This is a genomic window from Streptomyces sp. WMMB303, from assembly GCF_029351045.1.
Lineage (GTDB): Bacteria > Actinomycetota > Actinomycetes > Streptomycetales > Streptomycetaceae > Streptomyces.
Window position 1 is genome coordinate 1 of sequence record NZ_JARKIN010000001.1, and the last position, 19,717, is coordinate 19,717.

The following is a 19,717-nucleotide window of genomic DNA, read 5'->3' on the forward strand; positions in this document are numbered from 1 at the left end:
ATCCGGACAACTCGCGCGAATCGAGGGCGTACAGGATGGCGATCTTCACTTCCTCCGACTCATGAACTGATTCCACGCGAGCAGCGAGATCAGCCAAAATGGGATCGGCTGCGAGCGTGGAATGCTTCTGGTCAAGGATCGCGGACACCTCGCGGAATCCATTGACAAGCGCTTCGTAGAGCGCCGATTCAGGCATTGTGGTGCTCTCTATTCCCTCAGGCGGTTGACTCATTGAGCCACATAAATTACCACCGCTCCTTGCGGCACCAGTAACGGCAGATGTGATCCCACGCCGTCCTGGCCAGGGCGGCGCAGCAATGCAGCGGGGGTCACACCGTGAGGCTCGCGCGGATCAGGTTGTGGTCCGAGAGTCCGCCCACCCTCTCGGCTGCGGCGCTGCTGACACCAGCACCGCGCACGACCACATGGTCGATCCACTGTGACGCCGAGCCTGATGTGTGCGGCCGTGTCGGCAGGGAGCCGTACGAAGCTCTCCCCGCTCGTCCAGGGCCAGCAACCGAGCAACAGCGCTTGGCCGGTCCACACCGACCGAGCGCTCCACGGCATCCGCGGAGCCGACGCCCTCCTGCCTACCCACCCGCCTGCCCTCCGACGTCCCTCGCCGTCCGGAAGCAGGCTCTCCAGCCCAACCACCACGCAAGCCAACACGCCGAGCTCGATCACCTCGACGAATGACATCAGCAACATCGACGCCACTTGCTTCAGAAGGGGGTCTACACGCTCAGCGCCTGTCTTCATCGAGATTCGGCGGCAGCCTTCAGCGTCAACTCGGCATCTGATCTTCAGCGCACCGCAGCCGCCAAACAGCACCCCGCCAGACCCCGCGGCCACAAGCCGCACTGAAACCCTCACGCCGAACCACTGAAAACCAAACGCCAAACATCAGCTGGACCGTCAAAAAGGCTGCTGTTTTCTCGTGGTAAGCGACGGGAATCACCCGCTTACCACGGTCACCCCGCACTTACCCCGCCAGTGCGGGCGGTGAATTCAGGGCGAGTCGCCTTCCCAATCCCACAACCGGGGGATCGGCAGGGCGGGGCCCGTACAGCACGCGGCCTCCAGGGCCGAACCGGCCGATCTCGGTGATGAGGGCCGCGCCCTCAGCCAGTTCCTGCGTGTCCCAGCCGGTCACGTCCAGGAGTAGCCCGTCCAACGGCCGGCCCACCAACTCGCGGTAGTCGTGGCCGGGGCGGGCGTAGGGGTGGGGGTCATCGTGCTCACTGCCGTAGACCCGCCGCCGCGGCTCAGTCATGCCCGCCAGGCTCCCACCCGGCACCGACCACGGTGGCCGGCCCCGCCTACACGCACGACACGTCATCGACCAGGCAAACGACACCACCTGCCACTCCCAACGACAGGCCCGGACACAGAAACCACAGGTCAGCCACCCGACGTCCGAGGCCACCTCATGACGCATCCAACGCCAGAACAACGACGCCCATCACCAGGTTCAGCCGAGTCTGCTGAAAGCCCAGCGAAGTACCTCCTGATCAGGTTTGTCCCGCCCGGTTCGTTGGAGGGCTGTGAGGGTGTGGGCTGTGAGTCGGGCCCAGTTGCGGAAGTTGCCGTGTGTTGCGTGGCGATCGGCGTAGGCGATGTCCTCGGGATCGGTCTTGCTCCAGACGGGGTGGTTACAGCGGGATGACCTGTTGGACTTCCGCCACTGTGAGCTTTTTGAGGTGCTGCCAGATGAAGATGCGGGAGGAGAGCATTGGTTCTTTCCGCAGCACGCTGTGCGCGCCCTCGCCTCCGGCGAAAATGATCGCGATCTGCGTATAGGGGTTGTCCCAGGCGAACCGGAAGTACTCGAAGGTTTCCTGATTGAGCCATTGCGCTTCGTCGACGACGAGTGTGCGCGGCTGCGAAGCGAGAGAGTCCAGCAGGAGTCGGTCGAATTCGGACGGGTGGCGCGGGGGGTCTCCTGGCAGGCCGAGCGCGGCGAAGAGTTCGTGCCGTACCGCGCGGGCAGTGGGACGGGCGCGGAAGGTGATCCTGCAGACTTCCTCACCCTGAGCGGCTTGGAGTTCGCGCAGGCAGACATTGGCAGCGAGGGTCTTGCCGACACCGGCCGGACCGTGGAGGCACATCATCGCCCTGGCCTCGATCGTGTCAGCGATGTTCTCCCTGGCAGCCAGCAGGGCGCGGGTGGTCACGACCGCAGCGTCGGGGAGCTGTGTGTAGTGGTCGGTCTCCCGTGGGGGCAGCTGGCTGGTCATCGCTCCTCTTCCCTGCTGAGTTTGGCGTTGTGTGTGGGGTGCAGGCCGGGTGGGGTGTTCCAGTCCTGGGGTGGTGGTGCGGGCGGGATGAGGTCGGGGAGGGCGAGAGCGGCCATGTCACCGTGGGCTGCTGTTTCGAGTTCTTGGTCGGCTTCAGCTGCAGTCACGGCGCCCAGGCGCTGCGGTGGTGTGGGGGTGGTGGCGGGGGCGAAGCGCTGCCGGCGCAGGGCTTGTGCCTTCTTGGTCTCCTCGCGCAGGCGTCGGGCCCGCGCTGTGCGGGCGCGCCGCAGAGCGTCGAGCTGTTCGGGGGTGGCGGCATCGGCGAGATGGGCGGAGCCGAGGTGGTTGCCGGCGGGGTCGAAGATCTCGATCTCGTGATCGTGGTGGGGCATGTAGCGGATGCGGACGCTGCGTCCAGCCTGCCCGGCCATCCACGCGCCGATGTAGTCACGGCCCCTCCAGCGCACCCCGTGACTGGTCAGCTTCCGCGTCCGACCGTCATCCTCCAGCATCAGCCCCCACAGGGCGGCTTCGGGGAGATCGGAGAGGGGCGTGGGATCGCTCTGCCAAGCTTCGATGGGGGTCTGGCCGACCAGGGCGTCGGGCCGGTGCTCGGTGTTCCACCACGTCGTCCAGGCCAGGACCTCGGCGGTGAGCTCGGTGAAAGACAGGGGAAGGGGCTCATCGGGGTCGGCAGGCTTCTTCCTGCCGTGCCGGGGTGCAGGGATGGTGGTGTGGCCGGGCAGGGCGGCGAAGAGCATGCGGTCGGCCGAGCGGTTGAGGTTTTCCACCGTGCCTTTCAGGTGCGGGCTGTAGGCGGGCAGGTCATCGACCCTGGCGCCGAGGGTGCCGAATACGCCCAGGACCGTCCGGGAGAGGAAGTCCTTGCCCCTGTCGATACGCACCGCTTCGGGAACGCCGCCCGCCGGGCCGTACGGGCCGCTGCGCAGGATCGCGGCGCGCAGCGCGGCCAGGATCGAGGCACGGGAAGGCTGACCGGGTGTGACAGCGGTACCGGTGATGGTCTTGGTCGCGACATCGATGAACCACGTCACCCACGGCCGTACAAGCTCCCCGCCGGCATCCACCAGGAGCGGCGCCTGGACGTGGTCGGCCTCCCAGGTGTGGTTGCGCCACAGCCGGGGCCGCTTGCCGAACACGTCATGGGCGCGGGCCGCCTCCGGGCCGCGGGCCAGGCCGGCGCGTTCACCGGCGGTCAGGTCGCGGCGCACCGCACGGAGGAACGTCGAGAGCGACGGCACCGGATCCAGCACCGGTACCGCCTGGTCTGGTGCCCCTCCCGGAACAGCGGGGGCAGGCTCTCCTGCTGCTTCCCGGGCGCGGGCTGCCAATTGCCGGTGGACCGCAGACGCGTTCCCCTTCCAGTACGCCAGCAGCACCCGGACTTCGGGCATGACCTCGAACCGGTCGCCCGTTCTGCGGCCCGGCCGGGCCGCTGTGCCGGGGTCGGCTTCGGCTTGTGCGAGCCACCGCCACACCGTCCGCTCCGAGACCCCCAGACACTCCCCCGCCAGCCGCACATGCCCCCGGGAGAGTCGGCCCTGCCCCCGCAGCCGGAGCAGCTGCTGCACAGCGGGGCCACGCAGCGTGGTCAGTCCGGGGCCCTCCAGCACCGGTGCGGGCACATGCAGCGGCGTGGGAGCTTTTACTTGGGGTGCGCTGCTCATGGGACGGGCTCCTGTTGTCCTGTGCTCATCGTCTTCCTCCCTCCCATTCCGTGCCGCTGGCCGTCACAAATAGGGGCCCAGTCGTGCGCAGGCCTGCTCGAGCAAGGAACGGTCCGCCCCTGGATGCTGGCTGCGTTTGGTGAGGGCGTAGAGGTGAGAGGTGATCTTCGCCCAGGTACGGAAATTGCCCCGCGCCACCGTGGCATCAGCCCACTCCACGTCCGCCGGCTGGGTGCCTTCCCACACGTCATGGAACAGAGTCAGTGTCTTGGTGAGCTGGTCCGGCTCCATGCCGGTCACCTGGTGCCAGGTCAACACTCTGGAACGCAGCGCTGGCGCCCGCGCGATCACACGCTCCGCGCCCGCCCCGCACAGCAGCAACGCGGCGGCCGTTCCCGGCTCGTCCCACAGCAGCCGCAGATACAGTAGTCCAGCAACGGCGGAGACAACCGCTGCGCGTCATCGAGGAAGACCACACCTGGCTGCCGCAGCGTCTCTGTCAGGGCACGGTCGGCCGCTTGGGCGCGGTGGGCCAGAGAAGCCGCGGAAAGTCCGCATGCCTCCAGTAGGGAGGCGCGCATCTGGGGCATGCCCGGCTTCACCCCGACCACCGCCCGCCAGACCGGTATCCGTGAGGGCAGCAGATGCAGCGCTTGCTGCACCGCCACCGTCTTGCCCACCCCCGGCTCCCCGAACACACACCCGATCCCCCGCGCCGCCGCCGTATGCCCGACCGCCTCCACCACCTGGGCCACCGCGCCAGTCGAGACCACGCGCGCCCCGGGCACGAACAGCCGCACCCCGCCACGCGAAGCGGGGTGAGTGCTGTTCTCGTCCGGGACGGCCGCAGCAGGCTGCGGTGGTTCGGCGTCGACCACCGGCACACCCTCTCCCGGACGCTGCAGCTTCAGCTCGGCCAGGACCCGGTCATACCGCTCGGGCTCCACCCGGGCCCGCGAGGCCACGGCCGACTCAAGCGGGCGGCCCGCGCGCAGATCCCGCCTCACCGTGCGGTGCAACGTACCAGGTTGCGGACCTGTTTGCCCCACTCCCGCAGCACATGCTCGACACTCTGCCAGGACTTCCAGGTCTGCATCGTGCCGCCAGGCTGCGCACGCTCACTGAGCTGTTTTCATCCTCGGTTTGAGCAGGTCAGGTGCAGGGTGAGGGCGGCTTGGGCGAGGGCGGTGATGCGGGTGGTGGAGCATCGGAGTTTGCGCAGGAGTCGCCAGGTCTTGAGGGTGGCCATGGCCTGTTCGACGAGTGCGCGGATCTTCGCGTGCGAGCGGTTGTGCGCTTTCTGGCCTCGCGGAGAGCGTCTACCAGCGCCCCGAGTAGGGCACGCGTATGGTGCCGCCGGCGCCCCGGTGAGCCTTGTCGGCCCAGCAGTTCACACCGGTTTCGGCCAGGGCGTCGATGATGCCGTGGGTGCGTGCGGCCTTGATGTCGTGGACGGCGCCGGGCAGGGCGGGTGAGGCCCACAGCAGTCGCCCCGCCGGATCGGCGATGACCTGCACGTTCATGCCGTGTTTCTTGTGTTTCCCAGAGTAGTAGGGCCGGTCGGCGGCGATTGCGGTCGATCGGCAGCAGCGTGCCGTCGAGCATCACGAACGCCTTGATGGAGGCGGTCTTCACCACTTCGGCGAGGGTCGGCGTGAGGGCGGCCAGGACGTCGATAGCCTCGTTGATGTACCGGTAGGCGGTGGTGGTTCCGACACCGAAGCCGGCCGCGAGCTGGGCGTAGGTGTGACCGCACTGCAAGTGCGCGAGCACCAGCAGGGCCTGCCGCCGGGCGGACAGCCGCCTCCATCGTGTCCCCATCTCGCGGCGCCGGGCGCGAAGGCGGGCGGAGAGGTAGCGCAGGGTCGAGGTGGACACATCGACGCCGGACGGGTGGACAAGCACGCGGAAGCTCCTGGCGGACAGGCGATCTTGGTCGTGAACCCGTCCACCAGGAGCTTCTTCACGTCCGGACACCGCCCCTACAGCCCAACTAGGCACCCGCCGTATCAGGTTGGAAACACCTCAATGTCCGGGATGTTGGAAGAGTTCGGGGTGATTGTGCGTGGGCGACTACGGTACTAGGGCCCACAGTTCGTACCAAGTATCCCCGTTACGGTCGTAGGAGCGGCAGTCGATTCCGTATACGGGCGGATGCTGCTGTGCCCACTTGGCGCCGGCCTTCTGGCACGATGCCACGCTCGGGTGGACGGAGCCGAGGAACGCCCATCGTGCCGGGACCGAGGCATCGGCGGCTGTGGGCACCAGGGCGGTCGCGACTGCGGTGGCGACGGTGGCAACGGCAAGTCCGATTCTGCGCTTCATGCTTGTCCCTCCCTCTTTGGAACGGCCACGCAGGATTGTCCCGGCATGCCCGAAGAGCCCACAAGAGGGCCCGTCGGCGCAGGCGCACCCGGGCTCGTGGGGCACCGCGCATAGGCTCGTCGGACCGGTGGGCACGCACCTCGAAGGAGTTGATGGCGCTGTGCGGCCCCCGGGCCAGCGGGCGCCGCTTTGCCGACGAGGAAGCAGTAGGCGAACTCGGAGTCGTCTCGCTCGGCATCGAGCAGGAGATCCGCGCGGCGCATCCACTTCGACAGGCCGGGCCTACCTCGTCGATGATGGCTTGCTTGGGCACCGTCATCGACGGGGTTTCAGTTCTATCCTCTGCTCGGGCGACGTGCCCAAGCAGCGGCTGCGGACAGGGTTGTGGGCACCAGCACGAGGAGGGACCAGGAGAGCCGAGTGTTCTGTTTTCCCACGCAATCGTTGAGCACCTGATGCCTCCAGACGCCATCATCGATAGCGCTCGCGTTGTCATCGGCACTGAGATTCAGCACAGGTCGGCATTCTCCGTCACGTAGTGCCGAATCGGGTGGGCTCAGCAGCAGCCATAAGAGCAGTACGAGACCAGCCGCAGCGATGATCAGAAACCGATTTTGCTGACGCTTCCTCATGGCGGAAATCCTATCGCCAGGCTGCGTAGATTCCGGAGGACGTTCGGGCCCGCCCTGACGAGGCCCGCGGGGCACAGCTCGCGACCCTCCACACAGGGCTGCCGAAGGCACCGCCGCAGCCCGCGAATTGGTGAGAAGGGTCAGGAGGCTTAGGGCCGCGGCCACAGCCAGCAGGCTGACCACGCGGCGGTGTCGGGGAAACCGCGGGCGGAGGAGAGGGCTTCGCTTCCTGCGTGCGGGCATGGAAGGAGAGGAGGCTGACGGCGTCGGGGGCGTTAGATTCGCCTCTTCCCCCTGCAGGAGTCCCACCCCTATAGGGGTGCAGGGCCTGACGGTGACCACCGGCACCAGACGACGGAACGTCAATCGTGGCGGCGTTGACCCGAGATGCACCGAGGCCGCCGTGTCGCACGACGAGCAGGATGTCCGCCTGCTCCGTGCTCTCTCGGGTCGGTGGCGCTGACCGGCCCTCAGCTCCCACCGCTGGAACGCGCCTACGGGCAGCGGCCAGCGCGCACGACTGCATTGGGCGGCGTTGCAGCAGGCCAGGACCACAAGGGTCGGAGATGACGACCGGGGAGCAGGGGTGCGGATGGGACAAGCGGACGGCGCCGGCTCCCCCACCGCAGCCGCCCCGGCCCGGGCAGGGGTGTCGCCGCGCCCGGGAGTGAGCCAGGGCTGCGGAGCAGGCGGACACGGCAGGCCGACTGAGCTGACGCTGTCGTGATGGACGACGGCGCACAGCAGACGGCCCGTAGCCGGGTGGAGAAGGCCGTGCTCTACATGGAAACGCTCAGGGCCCGCATGGAACCGGAGGCGTTTCAGGCGCTGGCCGAAGCCGTGCAGGGCACTGTGGTGTGTCTGGCGCAGGGCCGGGACGGTGTCTTCGGCTCCGAGGACAATCCGGCCTTCACCAAGGACGTCCAACGCGAGTACGCCACCGTGGCGGCGATCCTGGGCACCGGGCGCCTGGACCACCGCTGGGTGGAGGTCCCCTGCGCGGACGGCCAGCCCGGCTACGCCCTGGTCGATGCCGAGACTGCCGCAGACCCCGCGAAGCTGGAGCAGGTCCGCGCGGGCATGGCCCGCTGGCTGGAGGCGCGGGACGCCACGGACGCGGAACTGGGCGGCATCGCCCGCGCCAGCGGCATCGATCCCGACTGAACCCGCGCCATCCTCGTACTGCTCGCGCTGGGCTGCGAGAAAGCACCGCAGCGCCGTTGCTCGGTGTGGTGCAGGCTCTGAACTTAGCGGAGAGCCTGGGGGCGCGGCCGTGCACGCTGTGCGTGTGCGCTCAGGAGCTGACGTCACTGGTGAGCGGTTTCGATCACGTCAGGGGCTCCTGGACTGCCGTGGTCAGGAGGCGGCCTCGATGGTGACGGGGATTTCCAGCGGCACGGTCCGCTCGCTGCCCTTGGACCTGGCGGTGATGCTCAGGCGTACCGGCTCGTTCGCGTAGTCGCGGAGCCAGTAGTCCGTGGTGGTCGCCGACCACGGCGGCGGGGCGCTGGGGGTCAGGCCGTATCGTGTCCACTCACCTACCGCGAGTTGCTGCGGGGCGACCGTGCGGCCGGTGTCGTCGCGGCCGTCCGCGCTGAACTTCCATGGCCCCCAGATGTGGGCGCGGACCTCTTCGGGGGTCGGGGTGCCTGCGAGCCGGGGTCCATCGCCTCGGTGCGGGCTGTCGTTGCGCAGGGACGCGGTGATCTCGATGGCGGCCGTGGGACAGCAGGCCGGGCGGGCCTTCGAGGTGAACTCGCAGCGTGGCGGTAGAGCGGGCTTCGTTGGCCAAGACTGTGCAGCGGAAGTGCGGGGTGAGATCGGCGTGCTGGCGCTGCTGCTCGATGCGGGAGAGGGTCTGTAGCCCTGTTGGCGTTGTGGGCGGGTCTCCAGGATCCGATGGCGGCAATGGCCGCGACGACCGCGACGGCCAGAGCCAGGGCCGCGATCATGTCGGTGGTGGTCATGGGACAGGACGCTATCGCCGGCCCACGTCGCAGGTCAGCGTCCTGGGGGATATAGCCATCGGCGGGGGCCCTCATTCTGGAGTCCGTCGACGCGCGGCACGGTGGTCTCCGCTCCCGTCCGCGCGCTGAGGTTCACCGTGGCTACTCATCCGCGGCGGCGGCGCCGCGGGGTGCGCCGTCGGCGATCTGCTCCAGGCGCTCGCGCTGCTTCGGTGAAAGGTGCGGCGAGGTCGGAGCGACCATGAGTGCCTCCGTGCCTTGAGAGGGCGGTCCCCGGCACCCTCTTCGCTCCCGGGCGACTTCGGGGGTGGCTGGCCGGTCGCGTCCCGGCGCCCGGCGCGGTGACTTCGCCGCCCGTCCCGCCGGACGGTCCGCGCCACGTCACAGCTGGCGCCCCTGGCCTTGACCAGGGGCGGGCTGCCGGTGCTGCTGCTCGTGCTCCTGGCGACGCTGGTCGCCCGGACCCGCCGGGTCAGCATCCGGGGTCCCCCGCTCCTCAACGGCGCGGCGGCAGATGCTGGCCGCGGGTGAAGACGGCCAGGCGGTCCAAGTTCTTCGGTGTGCGCAGCCAGGTCGCCGGGTCGATTGTGCGGCCTTCGAGGTGTTTCTTGGGCATCGTGGCCTGCTGGTGGGCCCTGGATGGCGGCGGCCCGCTGCGCCGGGGTCAGGGCGGCATCGCGGCTCGGGTGGTCGACATGGTGGGGAGCGGATGCCGTCTCGCCCTCGAGGTCGCGGTGATCGGCGGGTGCGGAGGCGGCCGAGGTCGTCGCCTCGTTGGCGGTGTCGGCTCGGATGCGGGCGTCGCGGATCGCGGTCCGCACGGCAAGGCCGGCGATCCGGGCTCGCTCATAGCGGGACGACTCTCGCGGCGGTGTGCCTGCGGCGGGACCGATCCACCACCGGTGGGGCACGGGGAAGCCGGCGGTGTAGCTGGTCCGGTCCGGCAGCGGAGCCTTCCGGAGCGGCTGGGCGACGGTGCGGCGGCGGGAGTACCGGAGCAGGGCCCGGTCGGCGATGTCGTCGTCCGGGCCGCAGGGGAACTCGCGGCCGCGGAGCGTCTCCAGCAGGAGTCGGCGGGCTTCGGCCAGGACGTGCCGCCGGGAGAACTTGCCGCGCATGGTGGAGACGACCGCGGCGACGTCGACGGCGGCGAGCGTTACGTCCACGGCCGGATCCACCCGGGCGCGGATCGCCGCCCCTGCCTTCCGGCACCGGTTCAGGAGTCCGTCGACGATCTGCCGGCCGAAGCGCAGGATCGCGGAGGCCTGCCACCAGGCAAGCACCTGGGCGAGTGGCTTCGGGTTCTTCTTCGCGGGCCCTGGCTCCTGGGCGGCCTGCGAGGCCGGTGCGTGGTGGCCGCGCTCCGGAGGCAGGTGCCCGTGATCTTTGACGTATCTTCGGTGAGCATCTCCATGGCGTCCTCGATGTGCTGGCGGCGGGTTGCCGCCCAGTGGACGAGGTCCTCGGGGACTCCGGCGATCTCCATGGCCGGACGCAGGCCGGGCGTGACCTCGCGTGGCGCGCTCGCCAGCCTCAGGGTTTCGCATACCTGGGTCGTCATGGTGAGGGTGTAGAGCGCCCCGGCGGCCACCACGTGCTGGTGGAGCCGGTAGGTGTCCAACGCACCCACACCGGATCGCCGTCGGCACCCGGGCGCTGGACGCGGTTGAGGAGCAGGTGGTGCTCGTGCAGGAGGGGGAAGCCGTCGCGGTTGTCGAAGTGGGGGAAGGCGGCGGCCACGGTCTTCACGCGGCCGCGGTCTGAGGCCCACCGGGTCTCGGCAACCTCGTCCTCCGGCCAGCCGCACCGCCTGGGCGATGGCCCGCTCGTGGGCCCGCTCGCTGATCCGGCGCACGGTGGGTCGGCCAGCGCCCCCGGCACGACCAGCGAGGCCTGCGGCCGGAAGGTGAAATCCATGCCAAGGACCGGCACCTGGCCGCGGGCCTCGATCTCCTCGATGGGCTGTTCCGAGCACCGTCAGCCGCCGGGCCATGGCCGCGTCGATACCGTCCTCCAGGAGGGGGCGCTCGATACGGTCGATATTCGGGTGCCGGCCCTCGCCGAACAACAGCTCCCGCTGACGCCCGGACACCTCCCCGCCCCCGGTCAGCCCCAGCGCGCACACCACGCCCCGACCACCTTCCCGGTGGGAGCCCGGCCAGCTCCTGGGCGCCCTGGAGCGTCAGACCGGCCGAACGGTGGCCGTCCCCGAACGCGAACCAAAGTGCTCACAGCTGGGTTGTAGCCGGGCCCCCGGCTGCGCCTCCGCCTGAGCGTGGTAATCCGCCCGACAGTGCGGCTCCCCTTATCGACTGCCATTACGTCAGGGGCCGTGGGTCAGACCGGGATGAGGCAGATGCCGGTCACCAGCATCACCGCCGACGTTGCGGCGTGGACGCCGTATGCGGTGGCCTTCGGCCCGCCGCTGCGCAGCACGACCAGCGCGTCTCCGGCCGGTATCACGGCGAACACCAGCAAGTACCAACCCAGCACCGACGAGGTCGCGGCGAGCATCAGTACGAAGACGAAAGCCCCGGGCGCGATCTCCCGCAGACCCTTCACGCGCAGCCAGGGCCGGAACCCGGGGTCGTCGACCGGTGTGTCGGGGATGCCGAAGCCGGCGGCGCCCTGCGGCTTCGTGACAGCGCTCCCGCCCATGAAGATGAGCCCCGCGCCGAGGAGGCCGGCGACAACGGTGGCGATGGTGGTGAGCATCAGCTGTCCTGTTCTGTCGAGGGAATCGTTCTTGGCGAAATGGTTGGTGTCGTGGGGCTGAGGCTGCGGTGTCAGGGGACGAGGACGATCCGGCCGCGGACGCCGCCCTTGGCCATCGCCTGGTAGGCGTCGGCCGCGTCGTCGAGCGGTGCGACGGCGTGGACGCGAGCCGGCAGCTCCCCCGCTGCGACCCGTGCGAGCAGACGGGCGAGCAGCGGACCGTCGGGACGGGCGAAGATGACCTCGACGGTGATGCCACGTTCCTCGGACAGCCGCGCGGCCGGCTGCACGCCGACGAAACGGCCGCCGTCGCGCACCGCCTTGAGGGCGGGTTCCTGCAGGGCTCCGGCGTCGGCGACGGCTTCCCAGCCCTGTCCGAGGTCGGTGGCGAAGTCGACGCCGAGGCCCCTGACGAACGGCTCGTCTGCCGCTCGGGCCAGCCCGGTCACCTGCCAACCGCGGTCCTGCGCGAGCACGGCGACGTGCGCGCCCACCGCGCCGGCCGCGCCGGTGACCAGCAGGCGCCGCGCCTCGCTCGGCGCGTCGCCGAGGAGGTCGACGAGCTGGGCCGCGGCGGTTGCGTTGAGCGGCACCGTCGCCGCCTCGACCAGGTCCACGCCGTCCGGGACGACGGCGGCGTTCGCGGCGGGGACGAGGAGGTGCTCGGCGTGGGAGCCATGGTCACGGTCGAAGCCGTCGAGGAACCCGGCGACGCGGGTACCGACCGGCAGCTCGACGCCGGTTCCGGCAGCCTCGACCGCGCCGGCGAAGTCCCAGCCGAGACCGGTCCAGTGCGGCTGGTGGATCATGCCGAGGCGGTGGAAGACGCCTGCGGCCACGCCCAGGTCGACGGGGTTGATCGCCGCGGCGGCGATTCTGACGAGGATTTCCCCCGGCCCCGGCTCGGCCACCGGGACGTCGACGGTCTCGATCGACTGGGGCCCGGACGGGGCGCGGACCACGGCTCGCCGAGAGGTCATCTGATTCATTGCCACCTACTCCTTCGTGGAAGGTTTTTGTGAGGTCTTGCCATCGCTGTGCTGCACCACCAGCATGGAAGGAGTCGCTTCCCATGGGGAAGTAGGCACCTTGAAGTAAGTAAGTCACCCAGCGAGGGGGATGAGCCATGGCGACCAGGACCGCGTCCGAGCGGCGGGCCGAGGCCAAGCGGGAGTACGACGCGTTCCTCGCGATGTGTCCCAGCCGCCGGCTTCTGGAGCGAATCTCCGACAAGTGGGTCGCCCTCGTGCTCGCCGCGCTGGGCGGGGACGGCCCACGTCCTGGGGAGACCGCCGTCGAAGAACCGCGGCCCATGCGCTTCTCCGAGCTGTCCCGTCTGATCTCGGGCGTGAGCCAGAAGATGCTGACGCAGACGTTGCGCGCACTCGAGCGCGACGGGTTGGTGACCAGGACGGTGACCCCTACGGTGCCTGTCACCGTCAGTTACGAGCTAACCGAGCTCGGCCGCTCGCTGCAGGGGATCATGCGGGGAATCAAGGTATGGGCGGAGGGCCACATGGAGGAGGTCCTCACCCATCGCGACAAGTATGACGTCAAACAGCGCGACGCCGCGGACTGATCAACGGGGGCTGGCGCGCGGACACCGCCGGACATCATCCGGCACCAGCAGGCTGGTGATCTCGGCGATCGCCTCCGGCGAGGGCTTGTCGAAGCAGCGACGGACGTTCCCCGGCTTCCCTTGGCGGATTTCGCCGCCATCTCCTGGCCGCCATGGGCGTCGGCGACTCCGCCCGCGGTGACGCCGACGGCGCCGTCGACTACCTCCCTGCGCGCAGAGGCCGCCCCGGCATCCATCTCGAACGAAACCGCCGCATTGACCGGCATGCCGGCAAGCTCGCCGCCCACTACGCTCCGAGAGCCCTTTCCAACGTGGCGGAGGATGATGTGCGGACGGCAGAGAAGCTCCCGGTAGACGGGTGGGTGTCGCTTCCGTGCCGTCGCTGCCGAGAAGGGGCGTGCGCCGGGCGTAGCCGCAGGCGCCGCCTCGTGACGGGGGAGCGCAAGCGGCCAGGCGGGGCACCGGCGTGCACTTACACCATCAGGCCATTGCGAGCACATCTCAACAAGAGCGGTGTAGATACCTATATGACTCCAATCAGGCATAGGGGCTGATCGAGGGGCACCAGCCGGGCATCGCCCGGAGCGGTTTCATCTCGACGGGCAGGTCGCCGACCGGCCGATCTACCTCGCGATGGGTGTCACCGTCGACGGGCACCGCGACATCCTCGGCATCTGGGCCGGCGACGGCGGCGAAAGCGCAAAGTCTGACTGCTTGCGGGAGTTCCCACCGTTCTTCCCCGCAGCCTCGTGCTATTCGTAGCCGAGGTGGTCGGTCATCTCACCGTTCAGCGCGGACTCAGGAGGCGCTCGGTCAACTGCGGCAGCAGGCCGCCTTCGCCAGGTCAACTGCAGCCCTCCGGCCCGGGCCCGGTCGACCAGCATCCCGACCAGTCGATCATCCACCGCACCAGTCCCGGCCGCCGTCTGCGGCGGCTCCGCGGGCTGCTCACCGGCATCGGTCCCGTTCACAACATCAGTCATCCGGTGTCACTCCATGATCGGCAGTTCCACCGTTCGTTGAGCCCTGGCTCACATTCGGTGGTGACGGAGGGCAGCGCTATCCGAGAAGGAGGTGGTGGCGGAGCAGGGTGAAGCCTGCTCGGCCGTGCATCTGGCGCGCGATTCGCTTGGTCTCGGTGTTGATGCCTTCGGTGGGGCCGTTGCCGTACGGAAGTGTGAGCGCGGCGTTCACGGCGTCGCGGTCTCGATCCAGGCCCCGGGTGAAGGCGTGCAGATGGGGCAGACCGGCTGAGCGAACTTCGACGATCCAGCGCGAGAGCCCGTCGGTGTTTCCTGCGCAAGGTTTCAGGATTTGGCGAAGTCTCGAATGGAGGCGGCCAGCGCCCGCACCACGCTCCGCTCACCCTCGTCGGCCACATCCTCGACGACCAGCGGGAACAGACCAGAAAACACCATCTGCACAAGCTCGTTGACGTCCTCCACACGAAGGTCAACGCCCCTCATGGCTCTCCGACACCACCGAATGTGAGACAGGGCCGTTCGTAGTACACACCCGATGCGGGCGTCGCGGATCACGTTCCGCACGGCAAGGCCGGCGATCCGGGCCCGCTCATAGCGGGACGACTCTCGCGGCGGTGTGCCTGCGGCGGGACCGATCCACCACCGGTGGGGCACGGGGAAGCCGGCGGTGTAGCTGGTCCAGTCCGGCAGCGGAGCCTTCCGGAGCGGCTGGGCGACGGTGCGGCGGCGGGAGTACCGGAGCAGGGCCCGGTCGGCGATGTCGTCGTCCGGGCCGCAGGGGAACTCGCGGCCGCGGAGCGTCTCCAGCAGGAGTCGGCGGGCTTCGGCCAGGACGTGCCGCCGGGAGAACTTGCCGCGCATGGTGGAGACGACCGCGGCGACGTCGACGGCGGCGAGCGTTACGTCCACGGCCGGATCCACCCGGGCGCGGATCGCCGCCCCTGCCTTCCGGCACCGGTTCAGGAGTCCGTCGACGATCTGCCGGCCGAAGCGCAGGATCGCGGAGGCCTGCCACCAGGCAAGCACCTGGGCGAGCGGCCTCGCGAGCGGCTGCGGGCTTCTTCTTCGCGGTGCGCGGGCGTCTTCGTGGGCCCGCGGCCGCACGCCCACCGGGTTTCGGCCACCTCGTCCTCCAGCCAGCGCAGCGCCGCAGCGACGGCCCGCTCATGAGTTCGCTCGATGCTGGGCGAGGTCGACCGGGCGCGCAGGGACCTGCCGCAGGTCGCTCCGCTGCTGGACGGCGAGACGGTCGAGGTGTGCCTTCTGGAGTGCCATGAGGAGCAGGACCTGCCTGTTGCGGAGCAGGAGTGCTGCGGGGCGCTGACGCAGGCATGGTGACCCGCTCCCCCATCACGCGGCAGATCATCGTGTTGCGCGCGGTCCCGGGCGGCGGGACCCCCGGCGAGCGACCTGCTGGAGCCGGTGGCCTCCGCTTACCCCGGCCGCCGCATCGGCGCCGCGGCTCCGGTGGCGTGGACGCAGATGCACACCGGGTACGCGGACGCCCTCCAAGCGCTGATGCTCGCCCGCGCCGGCAAACGCTGGTACTACCGGATGTCGGGTACGTCCCTCGCCATCCGCGTGCCTGCGGGGCGCGTGTCTGGCGCGGGCGCTGCCGACCGAGCGTGGCCCCGCCGTGGAACGTCGCGCCTTGGTGGCAGCCACGCAGCTTGCCCATTCTCATGGGAGCCGGCGCGCGGACAAGCTGGTGAGCGCCGGCGGCACACAGGGGCTGAGCCGCAACGCGCTCCAGCAACATCGGAGCAGCGCCGGGCAGCCGGGGCCATTCGGGAGATATGAGGGAGCCCGAGGGGAAAGCCCCGGGCGGACCCGTCGCGTCCTGTCCTGGCCCGCCCAGAGCTCAGCAGCAGGGCTGTCAGAGAGGAGGACTCCGAGGAATCGGGGGCGCCGAGCCCCGTCACCCCGTTCCTTACTACGATCACCGGATGCAGAACATCACGTGCACCCACTGCGGCGCGGCCGATCCGGAGCCGGGCTTCGTCGAAGACTCCGGCCAGAACGCGCGCGGATATGCGCGCTGGATCGCGGGCCACCTGGAGCGAGGGATATTCGGCGGCGCCAAGCGCATGGGCCGGCCGAACCGGCAGATCGACGCCTACCGGTGCCACCGGTGCGGCCACCTGGAGCTGTTTGCGACCCACCAGAGCTGACCCCGCCGCCTCGTCGCGTACCGCAGGAGCGAACCCTCCCGTCTGGGCAAGCCGGGACACTCCGTGGGGTGCAGGGCCTCAGCTCGCGTCCCAGAGCAGCCCGAGGGCGACGAGTTCGTCGTGGTACTCGATCCGGTCCGCCCATGCGCTCGGCCAGGCGTCCGCACCCAGGTACGCGCCCGCGAAGGCGCCGGTCAAGCAGGCGAGGGAGTCGGAGTCACCGGAGGTGCAGGCAGCCCGGCGTACGGCGGTGAGCGGCTCGTCGGGGAAGAGCAGGAAGCACAGCAGCGCGGTGGCCAGGGCTTCTTCGGCGACCCATCCCGCGCCCGTAAACGTGCACGGATCGACCTCCGGCTCCGGGACTCGCAGGGCGTCGTCCACCCTGTCCAGGACAGCCAGGCACTCGTCCCACCCGCGCTCGGTGAACTCGGCCGCGCTGTGGTCCTGCGCGAACTCCCACAGGTCGCCCAGCCACCACTCCCGGTAGACGGATCTGCTCTTTCGCGCGTATTCCCGCAGCATGTCCACGAGCTCGCCCGGCCGCGTCCCGTGCGCGAGCAGGTGGACGGCGTGCGCCGTGAGATCGCTGGCGGCCAGCGCTGTCGGGTGCCCGTGCGTGAGCGCGGCCTGCAACTGCGCCGCTCCCGACCGCGCCTCTTCCGGCAAGCCCGGCAGCAGACCGACCGGCGCCACCCGCATGTTCGCACCGCACCCTTTGGAACCCGTCCGGCTCGCCTGCTGCCAGCGCCGCTCTTGATGACTGAGCTCCTCACACGCCACCAGGCAGGTGCGTCCCGGCGCTCGATTGTTGTCGGGCGAGCGCCACCAATCGACGTACTCCTCGCGGACCGGTCGCGCGCCCCGGGCCGGTGCGAGCGGTCCCCGTTCCCTGGCGGTACGCAGCCCCCGGCCCAAGGCAAGGGTCATCTGCGTGTCGTCCGTGACGACCGCAGGTGTGGGCAGCTCCATCGCCCGCCAGGGGCCGCACTTGGCGAGGATCTGCGGAACGTCGTTGAATTCGGTGCGGAAGCCGAGCGCATCCCCGATCGCCAACCCGATCATTGCCCCGACCCCGGCCTGCTTGCCCCCTGCTCGGACGTTCATCCGGCCATTCAAGCCACTGGGTGGGTGAAGCGCCATAGCTTTCCGTGGGGAGCTCGCCCATGGGTTCCATGCCTTTGCTGGTGGTCGCCGTCACGGGCCAGGAAGTCGACGGAGCCGTAGCTGGAGCCGACGCCTGCGGCCTTCCTCGGGAAGCCCGGCTCCCTCCTCCGGGCGGACCCAAGAGGGCAGACCGGGGCCGGAGGAGGGGCGTGGTTGCAGCGGCTATACGGCGCCGGCGGCATGGTGCAGGCGGCGGACACCGGTCAGTTCGACTTCATAGTCGAGCAGCTGGGGTTTGCCGTGTGCGGGGACGACGGCGGAGGACTGGTGCAGCCAGTGGAGTGAAAACCCCTTGCTCGGCTTCTTACCGACGAAGGGGTGCAGGTTCGACGCAGGAACCATCTCCAGGTTGTCGGCGATGACCTGCTGGTCCACATCCACCGCTGTGTTGAAGACGGCGTACGTGCCCTTGTCGCGGGTCCGGAACGTGTAGACCTTCTCGTGCTCCGACTCGCCTTCCTTGAACTGGGCGGTGGCCCTCTTTCCCAAGTTTTTTCCCACCTCCTTCGGGACCTCGTGCACCGAACGCGCGGCCTTGGTGTCGGCGAACTCGGAGGAGGAGAGGGGGCCACGGATGGTGTAGAGGTCAGCAAGCGACGTGGACAAATCCTCAACGCCCTTGGCGCTGCTGCCGTCCGCGCCGGAGCCGGTGGGCAGGACGCGGACGAAACCGTCCTTGTCCTTGGCGAGAGGGACCGTCTTCTTCTCGTCGTCGACGAGAGACACACTCGCGACGTTCTTCCACCCGTCCTCCGCCTTCCCCTTGCTCTTGCCCTTGTCTCGGTCGAAGACAAGCAGCTGCGGGTACTTGCTCGTGCCTTCCTTGTCCTTGGTCCGGGTCTTGACCGCGAACCACGTGGCCTTGCCTTCCCTGGGAATGAGGTAGGTGCGGTCCACGTAAGAGAAAGGCTCGGCGGATGCGGCCTGTTCTTTCTTGCTGAGGTCGGCGTCCGCCGTGTAGCCGGCCTGGCTCTGCTCAAGGAGGGCTCCGCCCTCGACGGTGGACAGCAGCTTTCCGTCGTTCGTCTTGTTGGCCCGGTTGTTGACACTGACATACCGGTCGACGATCTTGGCAGCCTCCGCCTCGGTGACGACGCCCTCCGGCTCGGCCGCCTTGTTGTCCCCCTCGGCCGCTGAGCCGCCGCAGCCGGTGAGCAACACAGCCACAGCCGTCAGCACGGCCGGACCCGCCGCCCTGTTACGACCGAGGGCACCTGTGCCGTACAGCGCTCTTCGCCCTGCCTCTTGTGACTCCCTCATCACATCCCCCAAATCCGTCACTTGACGTACAGGGTGCAACACTAGCTGCGACGACGAACGTGCGTGCGCTTTCGGTGGGTTGGACGTTATGACCCTGATCACTGCGCGCTCCGACCGAACGTCCAAGCCGCCCACTGCTGAATGGTCCTTGCCGGTGGGCCCCAGGGGTTACCCGGCCCTTCGACATGGACGAAGGTATGTCGGCGCTCGTATCCCCCTGGCACTTCTGCGTCCGGTCAGGGCGTTCAGGCATGCGGGCCACCGGGGCGGCCGGTCCGCTCGCCTGCCGGCGCGCAGGCCGGGCGATGGGGGCTCCTGCGAGTCACCGCACCCTGTACTCGCAGCCCTCGTCGGACTTGCCGCCCTGATTGTCCGCGACTTCTTTCCCTTCGACGGTGATGACGCAAGCGCCCGGCTTGAGTATGCCGTCGGAGCCGGCCACCGACCCGGGACGATGGACACCAGGACCCCGACCTTCTGCTGCGCAGGGGTCAGCGTGAGGGCCTCGGTCTTTTCCAGGGCAGCGAACCCGACTCGGAACCGCCGGAGCTGAGTTGGTAGGAGATCCCTTGTGACAACTTGACCAGGTGTGGCTGTAGGTCGCCGTCACGCTGAGGTCGATGATGCCGGCGATCTTGCCGCCGGCGGTCACGGAAACGCCCGCCGAATCGGTGGAGCCTACCGTGTCGGACCACGTCATCGACTGAGTGGCAGGTGAGGTGGTGCAGTTGTAGAGCGAGTCGGAGACCGGGTGGAAGCTTCCCAGGTAGGCCTTGCCCAACTTGGGGTCGTTGAAGGTGCACTACTTTCCTCACCTGAGTCGCAATCGGCTATGAGCTGTGCCCGGGTGGGCTGCTCTTCGGCCGAGGCCGGTGCGGCAGCCACCCCGACCACTCCCAGGGCGGCCGCTGCAAGCGCCAGCATCCGTCCTGCGTGCCGTCTCCTGCGATTGTTCGCCATACGTGCATCCTTTCGCTGTACATGGGGGGCCGGTCA

General features: G+C 69.2%; 16 protein-coding genes and 5 pseudogenes. 6 read left to right on the forward strand and 15 right to left on the reverse strand.

Annotation, left to right across the window (positions count from 1 at the left end; genetic code table 11):
* From P2424_RS00005 to P2424_RS00040, 8 genes and pseudogenes are all read right to left on the reverse strand, one after another.
* Positions 1–196, reverse strand: a 196-nt coding sequence (locus P2424_RS00005) for a hypothetical protein (protein WP_276473730.1), incomplete at its 3' end; no start/stop codon positions are given.
* 812 nt (positions 197–1,008) lie between these two features.
* Positions 1,009–1,273 (reverse strand): annotated as a pseudogene (locus tag P2424_RS00010) (hypothetical protein).
* A gap of 379 nt (positions 1,274–1,652) precedes the next feature.
* A complete protein-coding gene (locus tag P2424_RS00015) occupies positions 1,653–2,237 on the reverse strand; it encodes an ATP-binding protein (protein WP_276473731.1) in 585 nt (194 codons plus the stop codon).
* Positions 2,234–3,925, reverse strand: coding sequence for a transposase family protein (locus P2424_RS00020; RefSeq protein ID WP_276473732.1), 1,692 nt, complete (start codon positions 3,923–3,925; stop codon positions 2,234–2,236). Before P2424_RS00020 ends, P2424_RS00015 begins: the two co-directional genes overlap by 4 nt.
* A gap of 63 nt (positions 3,926–3,988) precedes the next feature.
* Positions 3,989–4,216, reverse strand: a complete 228-nt coding sequence (locus tag P2424_RS00025; RefSeq protein ID WP_276473733.1) for a hypothetical protein — start codon at positions 4,214–4,216, stop codon at positions 3,989–3,991.
* A 56-nt stretch (positions 4,217–4,272) separates the two neighbouring features.
* Complete coding sequence (locus P2424_RS00030; RefSeq protein ID WP_276473734.1) at positions 4,273–4,932, reverse strand: ATP-binding protein; 660 nt, start codon at positions 4,930–4,932, stop codon at positions 4,273–4,275.
* A gap of 125 nt (positions 4,933–5,057) precedes the next feature.
* Positions 5,058–5,830 (reverse strand): annotated as a pseudogene (locus tag P2424_RS00035) (IS5 family transposase).
* A gap of 168 nt (positions 5,831–5,998) precedes the next feature.
* Complete coding sequence (locus P2424_RS00040) at positions 5,999–6,250, reverse strand: hypothetical protein (protein ID WP_276473735.1); 252 nt, start codon at positions 6,248–6,250, stop codon at positions 5,999–6,001.
* 1,358 nt (positions 6,251–7,608) lie between these two features.
* Between P2424_RS00040 and P2424_RS00045 the strand changes: the two genes are divergently transcribed.
* Both P2424_RS00045 and P2424_RS00050 read left to right on the forward strand, forming a co-directional pair.
* Positions 7,609–8,046 (forward strand): hypothetical protein, encoded by a 438-nt coding sequence (locus P2424_RS00045; RefSeq protein ID WP_276473736.1) that lies wholly within the window; start codon positions 7,609–7,611, stop codon positions 8,044–8,046.
* A 1,411-nt stretch (positions 8,047–9,457) separates the two neighbouring features.
* Positions 9,458–10,423 carry a hypothetical protein gene (locus P2424_RS00050; protein WP_276473737.1) on the forward strand — a complete coding sequence of 322 codons (966 nt, stop codon included), beginning with the start codon at positions 9,458–9,460 and terminating at the stop codon, positions 10,421–10,423.
* Here the strand turns inward: P2424_RS00050 and P2424_RS30925 are convergent.
* From P2424_RS30925 to P2424_RS00065, 3 genes are all read right to left on the reverse strand, one after another.
* The gene (locus P2424_RS30925; protein ID WP_346660055.1) at positions 10,407–10,598 is read right to left on the reverse strand and encodes a relaxase domain-containing protein; all 192 of its coding nucleotides are present in this window, start codon (positions 10,596–10,598) and stop codon (positions 10,407–10,409) included. The two genes, P2424_RS00050 and P2424_RS30925, sit on opposite strands and share 17 nt — an antisense overlap.
* A gap of 588 nt (positions 10,599–11,186) precedes the next feature.
* Positions 11,187–11,564, reverse strand: a complete 378-nt coding sequence (locus P2424_RS00060; RefSeq protein ID WP_276473739.1) for a DUF4267 domain-containing protein — start codon at positions 11,562–11,564, stop codon at positions 11,187–11,189.
* A 71-nt stretch (positions 11,565–11,635) separates the two neighbouring features.
* Entirely contained in the window at positions 11,636–12,553 is a 918-nt protein-coding gene (locus P2424_RS00065; RefSeq protein WP_276473740.1) for an NADP-dependent oxidoreductase, read from the reverse strand.
* 137 nt (positions 12,554–12,690) lie between these two features.
* On the opposite strand from P2424_RS00065, the gene P2424_RS00070 reads away from it, so the two are divergent.
* Both P2424_RS00070 and P2424_RS00075 read left to right on the forward strand, forming a co-directional pair.
* Entirely contained in the window at positions 12,691–13,143 is a 453-nt protein-coding gene (locus tag P2424_RS00070) for a helix-turn-helix domain-containing protein (protein WP_276473741.1), read from the forward strand.
* A 597-nt stretch (positions 13,144–13,740) separates the two neighbouring features.
* Positions 13,741–13,848, forward strand: a pseudogene (locus tag P2424_RS00075) (transposase); the annotation flags it as partial.
* Between the two features lie 50 nt (positions 13,849–13,898).
* Here the strand turns inward: P2424_RS00075 and P2424_RS00080 are convergent.
* Positions 13,899–14,027 (reverse strand): annotated as a pseudogene (locus P2424_RS00080) (IS256 family transposase); the annotation flags it as partial.
* A 175-nt stretch (positions 14,028–14,202) separates the two neighbouring features.
* A pseudogene (locus P2424_RS00085) lies at positions 14,203–14,486 on the reverse strand (transposase); the annotation flags it as partial.
* Positions 14,487–15,305: 819 nt separating this feature from the next.
* On the opposite strand from P2424_RS00085, the gene P2424_RS00090 reads away from it, so the two are divergent.
* A complete protein-coding gene (locus P2424_RS00090) occupies positions 15,306–15,464 on the forward strand; it encodes a hypothetical protein (RefSeq protein WP_276473742.1) in 159 nt (52 codons plus the stop codon).
* Between the two features lie 608 nt (positions 15,465–16,072).
* Positions 16,073–16,297 (forward strand): hypothetical protein, encoded by a 225-nt coding sequence (locus P2424_RS00095; RefSeq protein ID WP_276473743.1) that lies wholly within the window; start codon positions 16,073–16,075, stop codon positions 16,295–16,297.
* 78 nt (positions 16,298–16,375) lie between these two features.
* Here the strand turns inward: P2424_RS00095 and P2424_RS00100 are convergent, their stop codons facing one another.
* Together P2424_RS00100 and P2424_RS00105 are read right to left on the reverse strand one after the other, a co-directional pair.
* Positions 16,376–17,401, reverse strand: a complete 1,026-nt coding sequence (locus P2424_RS00100) for an ADP-ribosylglycohydrolase family protein (protein WP_276473744.1) — start codon at positions 17,399–17,401, stop codon at positions 16,376–16,378.
* 222 nt (positions 17,402–17,623) lie between these two features.
* Entirely contained in the window at positions 17,624–18,628 is a 1,005-nt protein-coding gene (locus P2424_RS00105; RefSeq protein WP_276473745.1) for a hypothetical protein, read from the reverse strand.
* Positions 18,629–19,717 lie beyond the last annotated feature (1,089 nt).

What these genes read in the sequence shown, in the direction of transcription:
- P2424_RS00015 (WP_276473731.1), bottom strand. Translation starts at nt 2,237, where the DNA reads ATGACCAGCCAGCTGCCCCCACGGGAGACCGACCACTACACACAGCTC.
- P2424_RS00020 (WP_276473732.1), bottom strand. Translation starts at nt 3,925, where the DNA reads ATGAGCAGCGCACCCCAAGTAAAAGCTCCCACGCCGCTGCATGTGCCC.
- P2424_RS00025 (WP_276473733.1), bottom strand. Translation starts at nt 4,216, where the DNA reads ATGGAGCCGGACCAGCTCACCAAGACACTGACTCTGTTCCATGACGTG.
- P2424_RS00040 (WP_276473735.1), bottom strand. Translation starts at nt 6,250, where the DNA reads ATGAAGCGCAGAATCGGACTTGCCGTTGCCACCGTCGCCACCGCAGTC.
- P2424_RS00045 (WP_276473736.1), top strand. Translation starts at nt 7,609, where the DNA reads ATGGACGACGGCGCACAGCAGACGGCCCGTAGCCGGGTGGAGAAGGCC.
- P2424_RS00060 (WP_276473739.1), bottom strand. Translation starts at nt 11,564, where the DNA reads ATGCTCACCACCATCGCCACCGTTGTCGCCGGCCTCCTCGGCGCGGGG.
- P2424_RS00065 (WP_276473740.1), bottom strand. Translation starts at nt 12,553, where the DNA reads ATGAATCAGATGACCTCTCGGCGAGCCGTGGTCCGCGCCCCGTCCGGG.
- P2424_RS00070 (WP_276473741.1), top strand. Translation starts at nt 12,691, where the DNA reads ATGGCGACCAGGACCGCGTCCGAGCGGCGGGCCGAGGCCAAGCGGGAG.
- P2424_RS00090 (WP_276473742.1), top strand. Translation starts at nt 15,306, where the DNA reads ATGCTGGGCGAGGTCGACCGGGCGCGCAGGGACCTGCCGCAGGTCGCT.
- P2424_RS00095 (WP_276473743.1), top strand. Translation starts at nt 16,073, where the DNA reads ATGCAGAACATCACGTGCACCCACTGCGGCGCGGCCGATCCGGAGCCG.
- P2424_RS00100 (WP_276473744.1), bottom strand. Translation starts at nt 17,401, where the DNA reads ATGAACGTCCGAGCAGGGGGCAAGCAGGCCGGGGTCGGGGCAATGATC.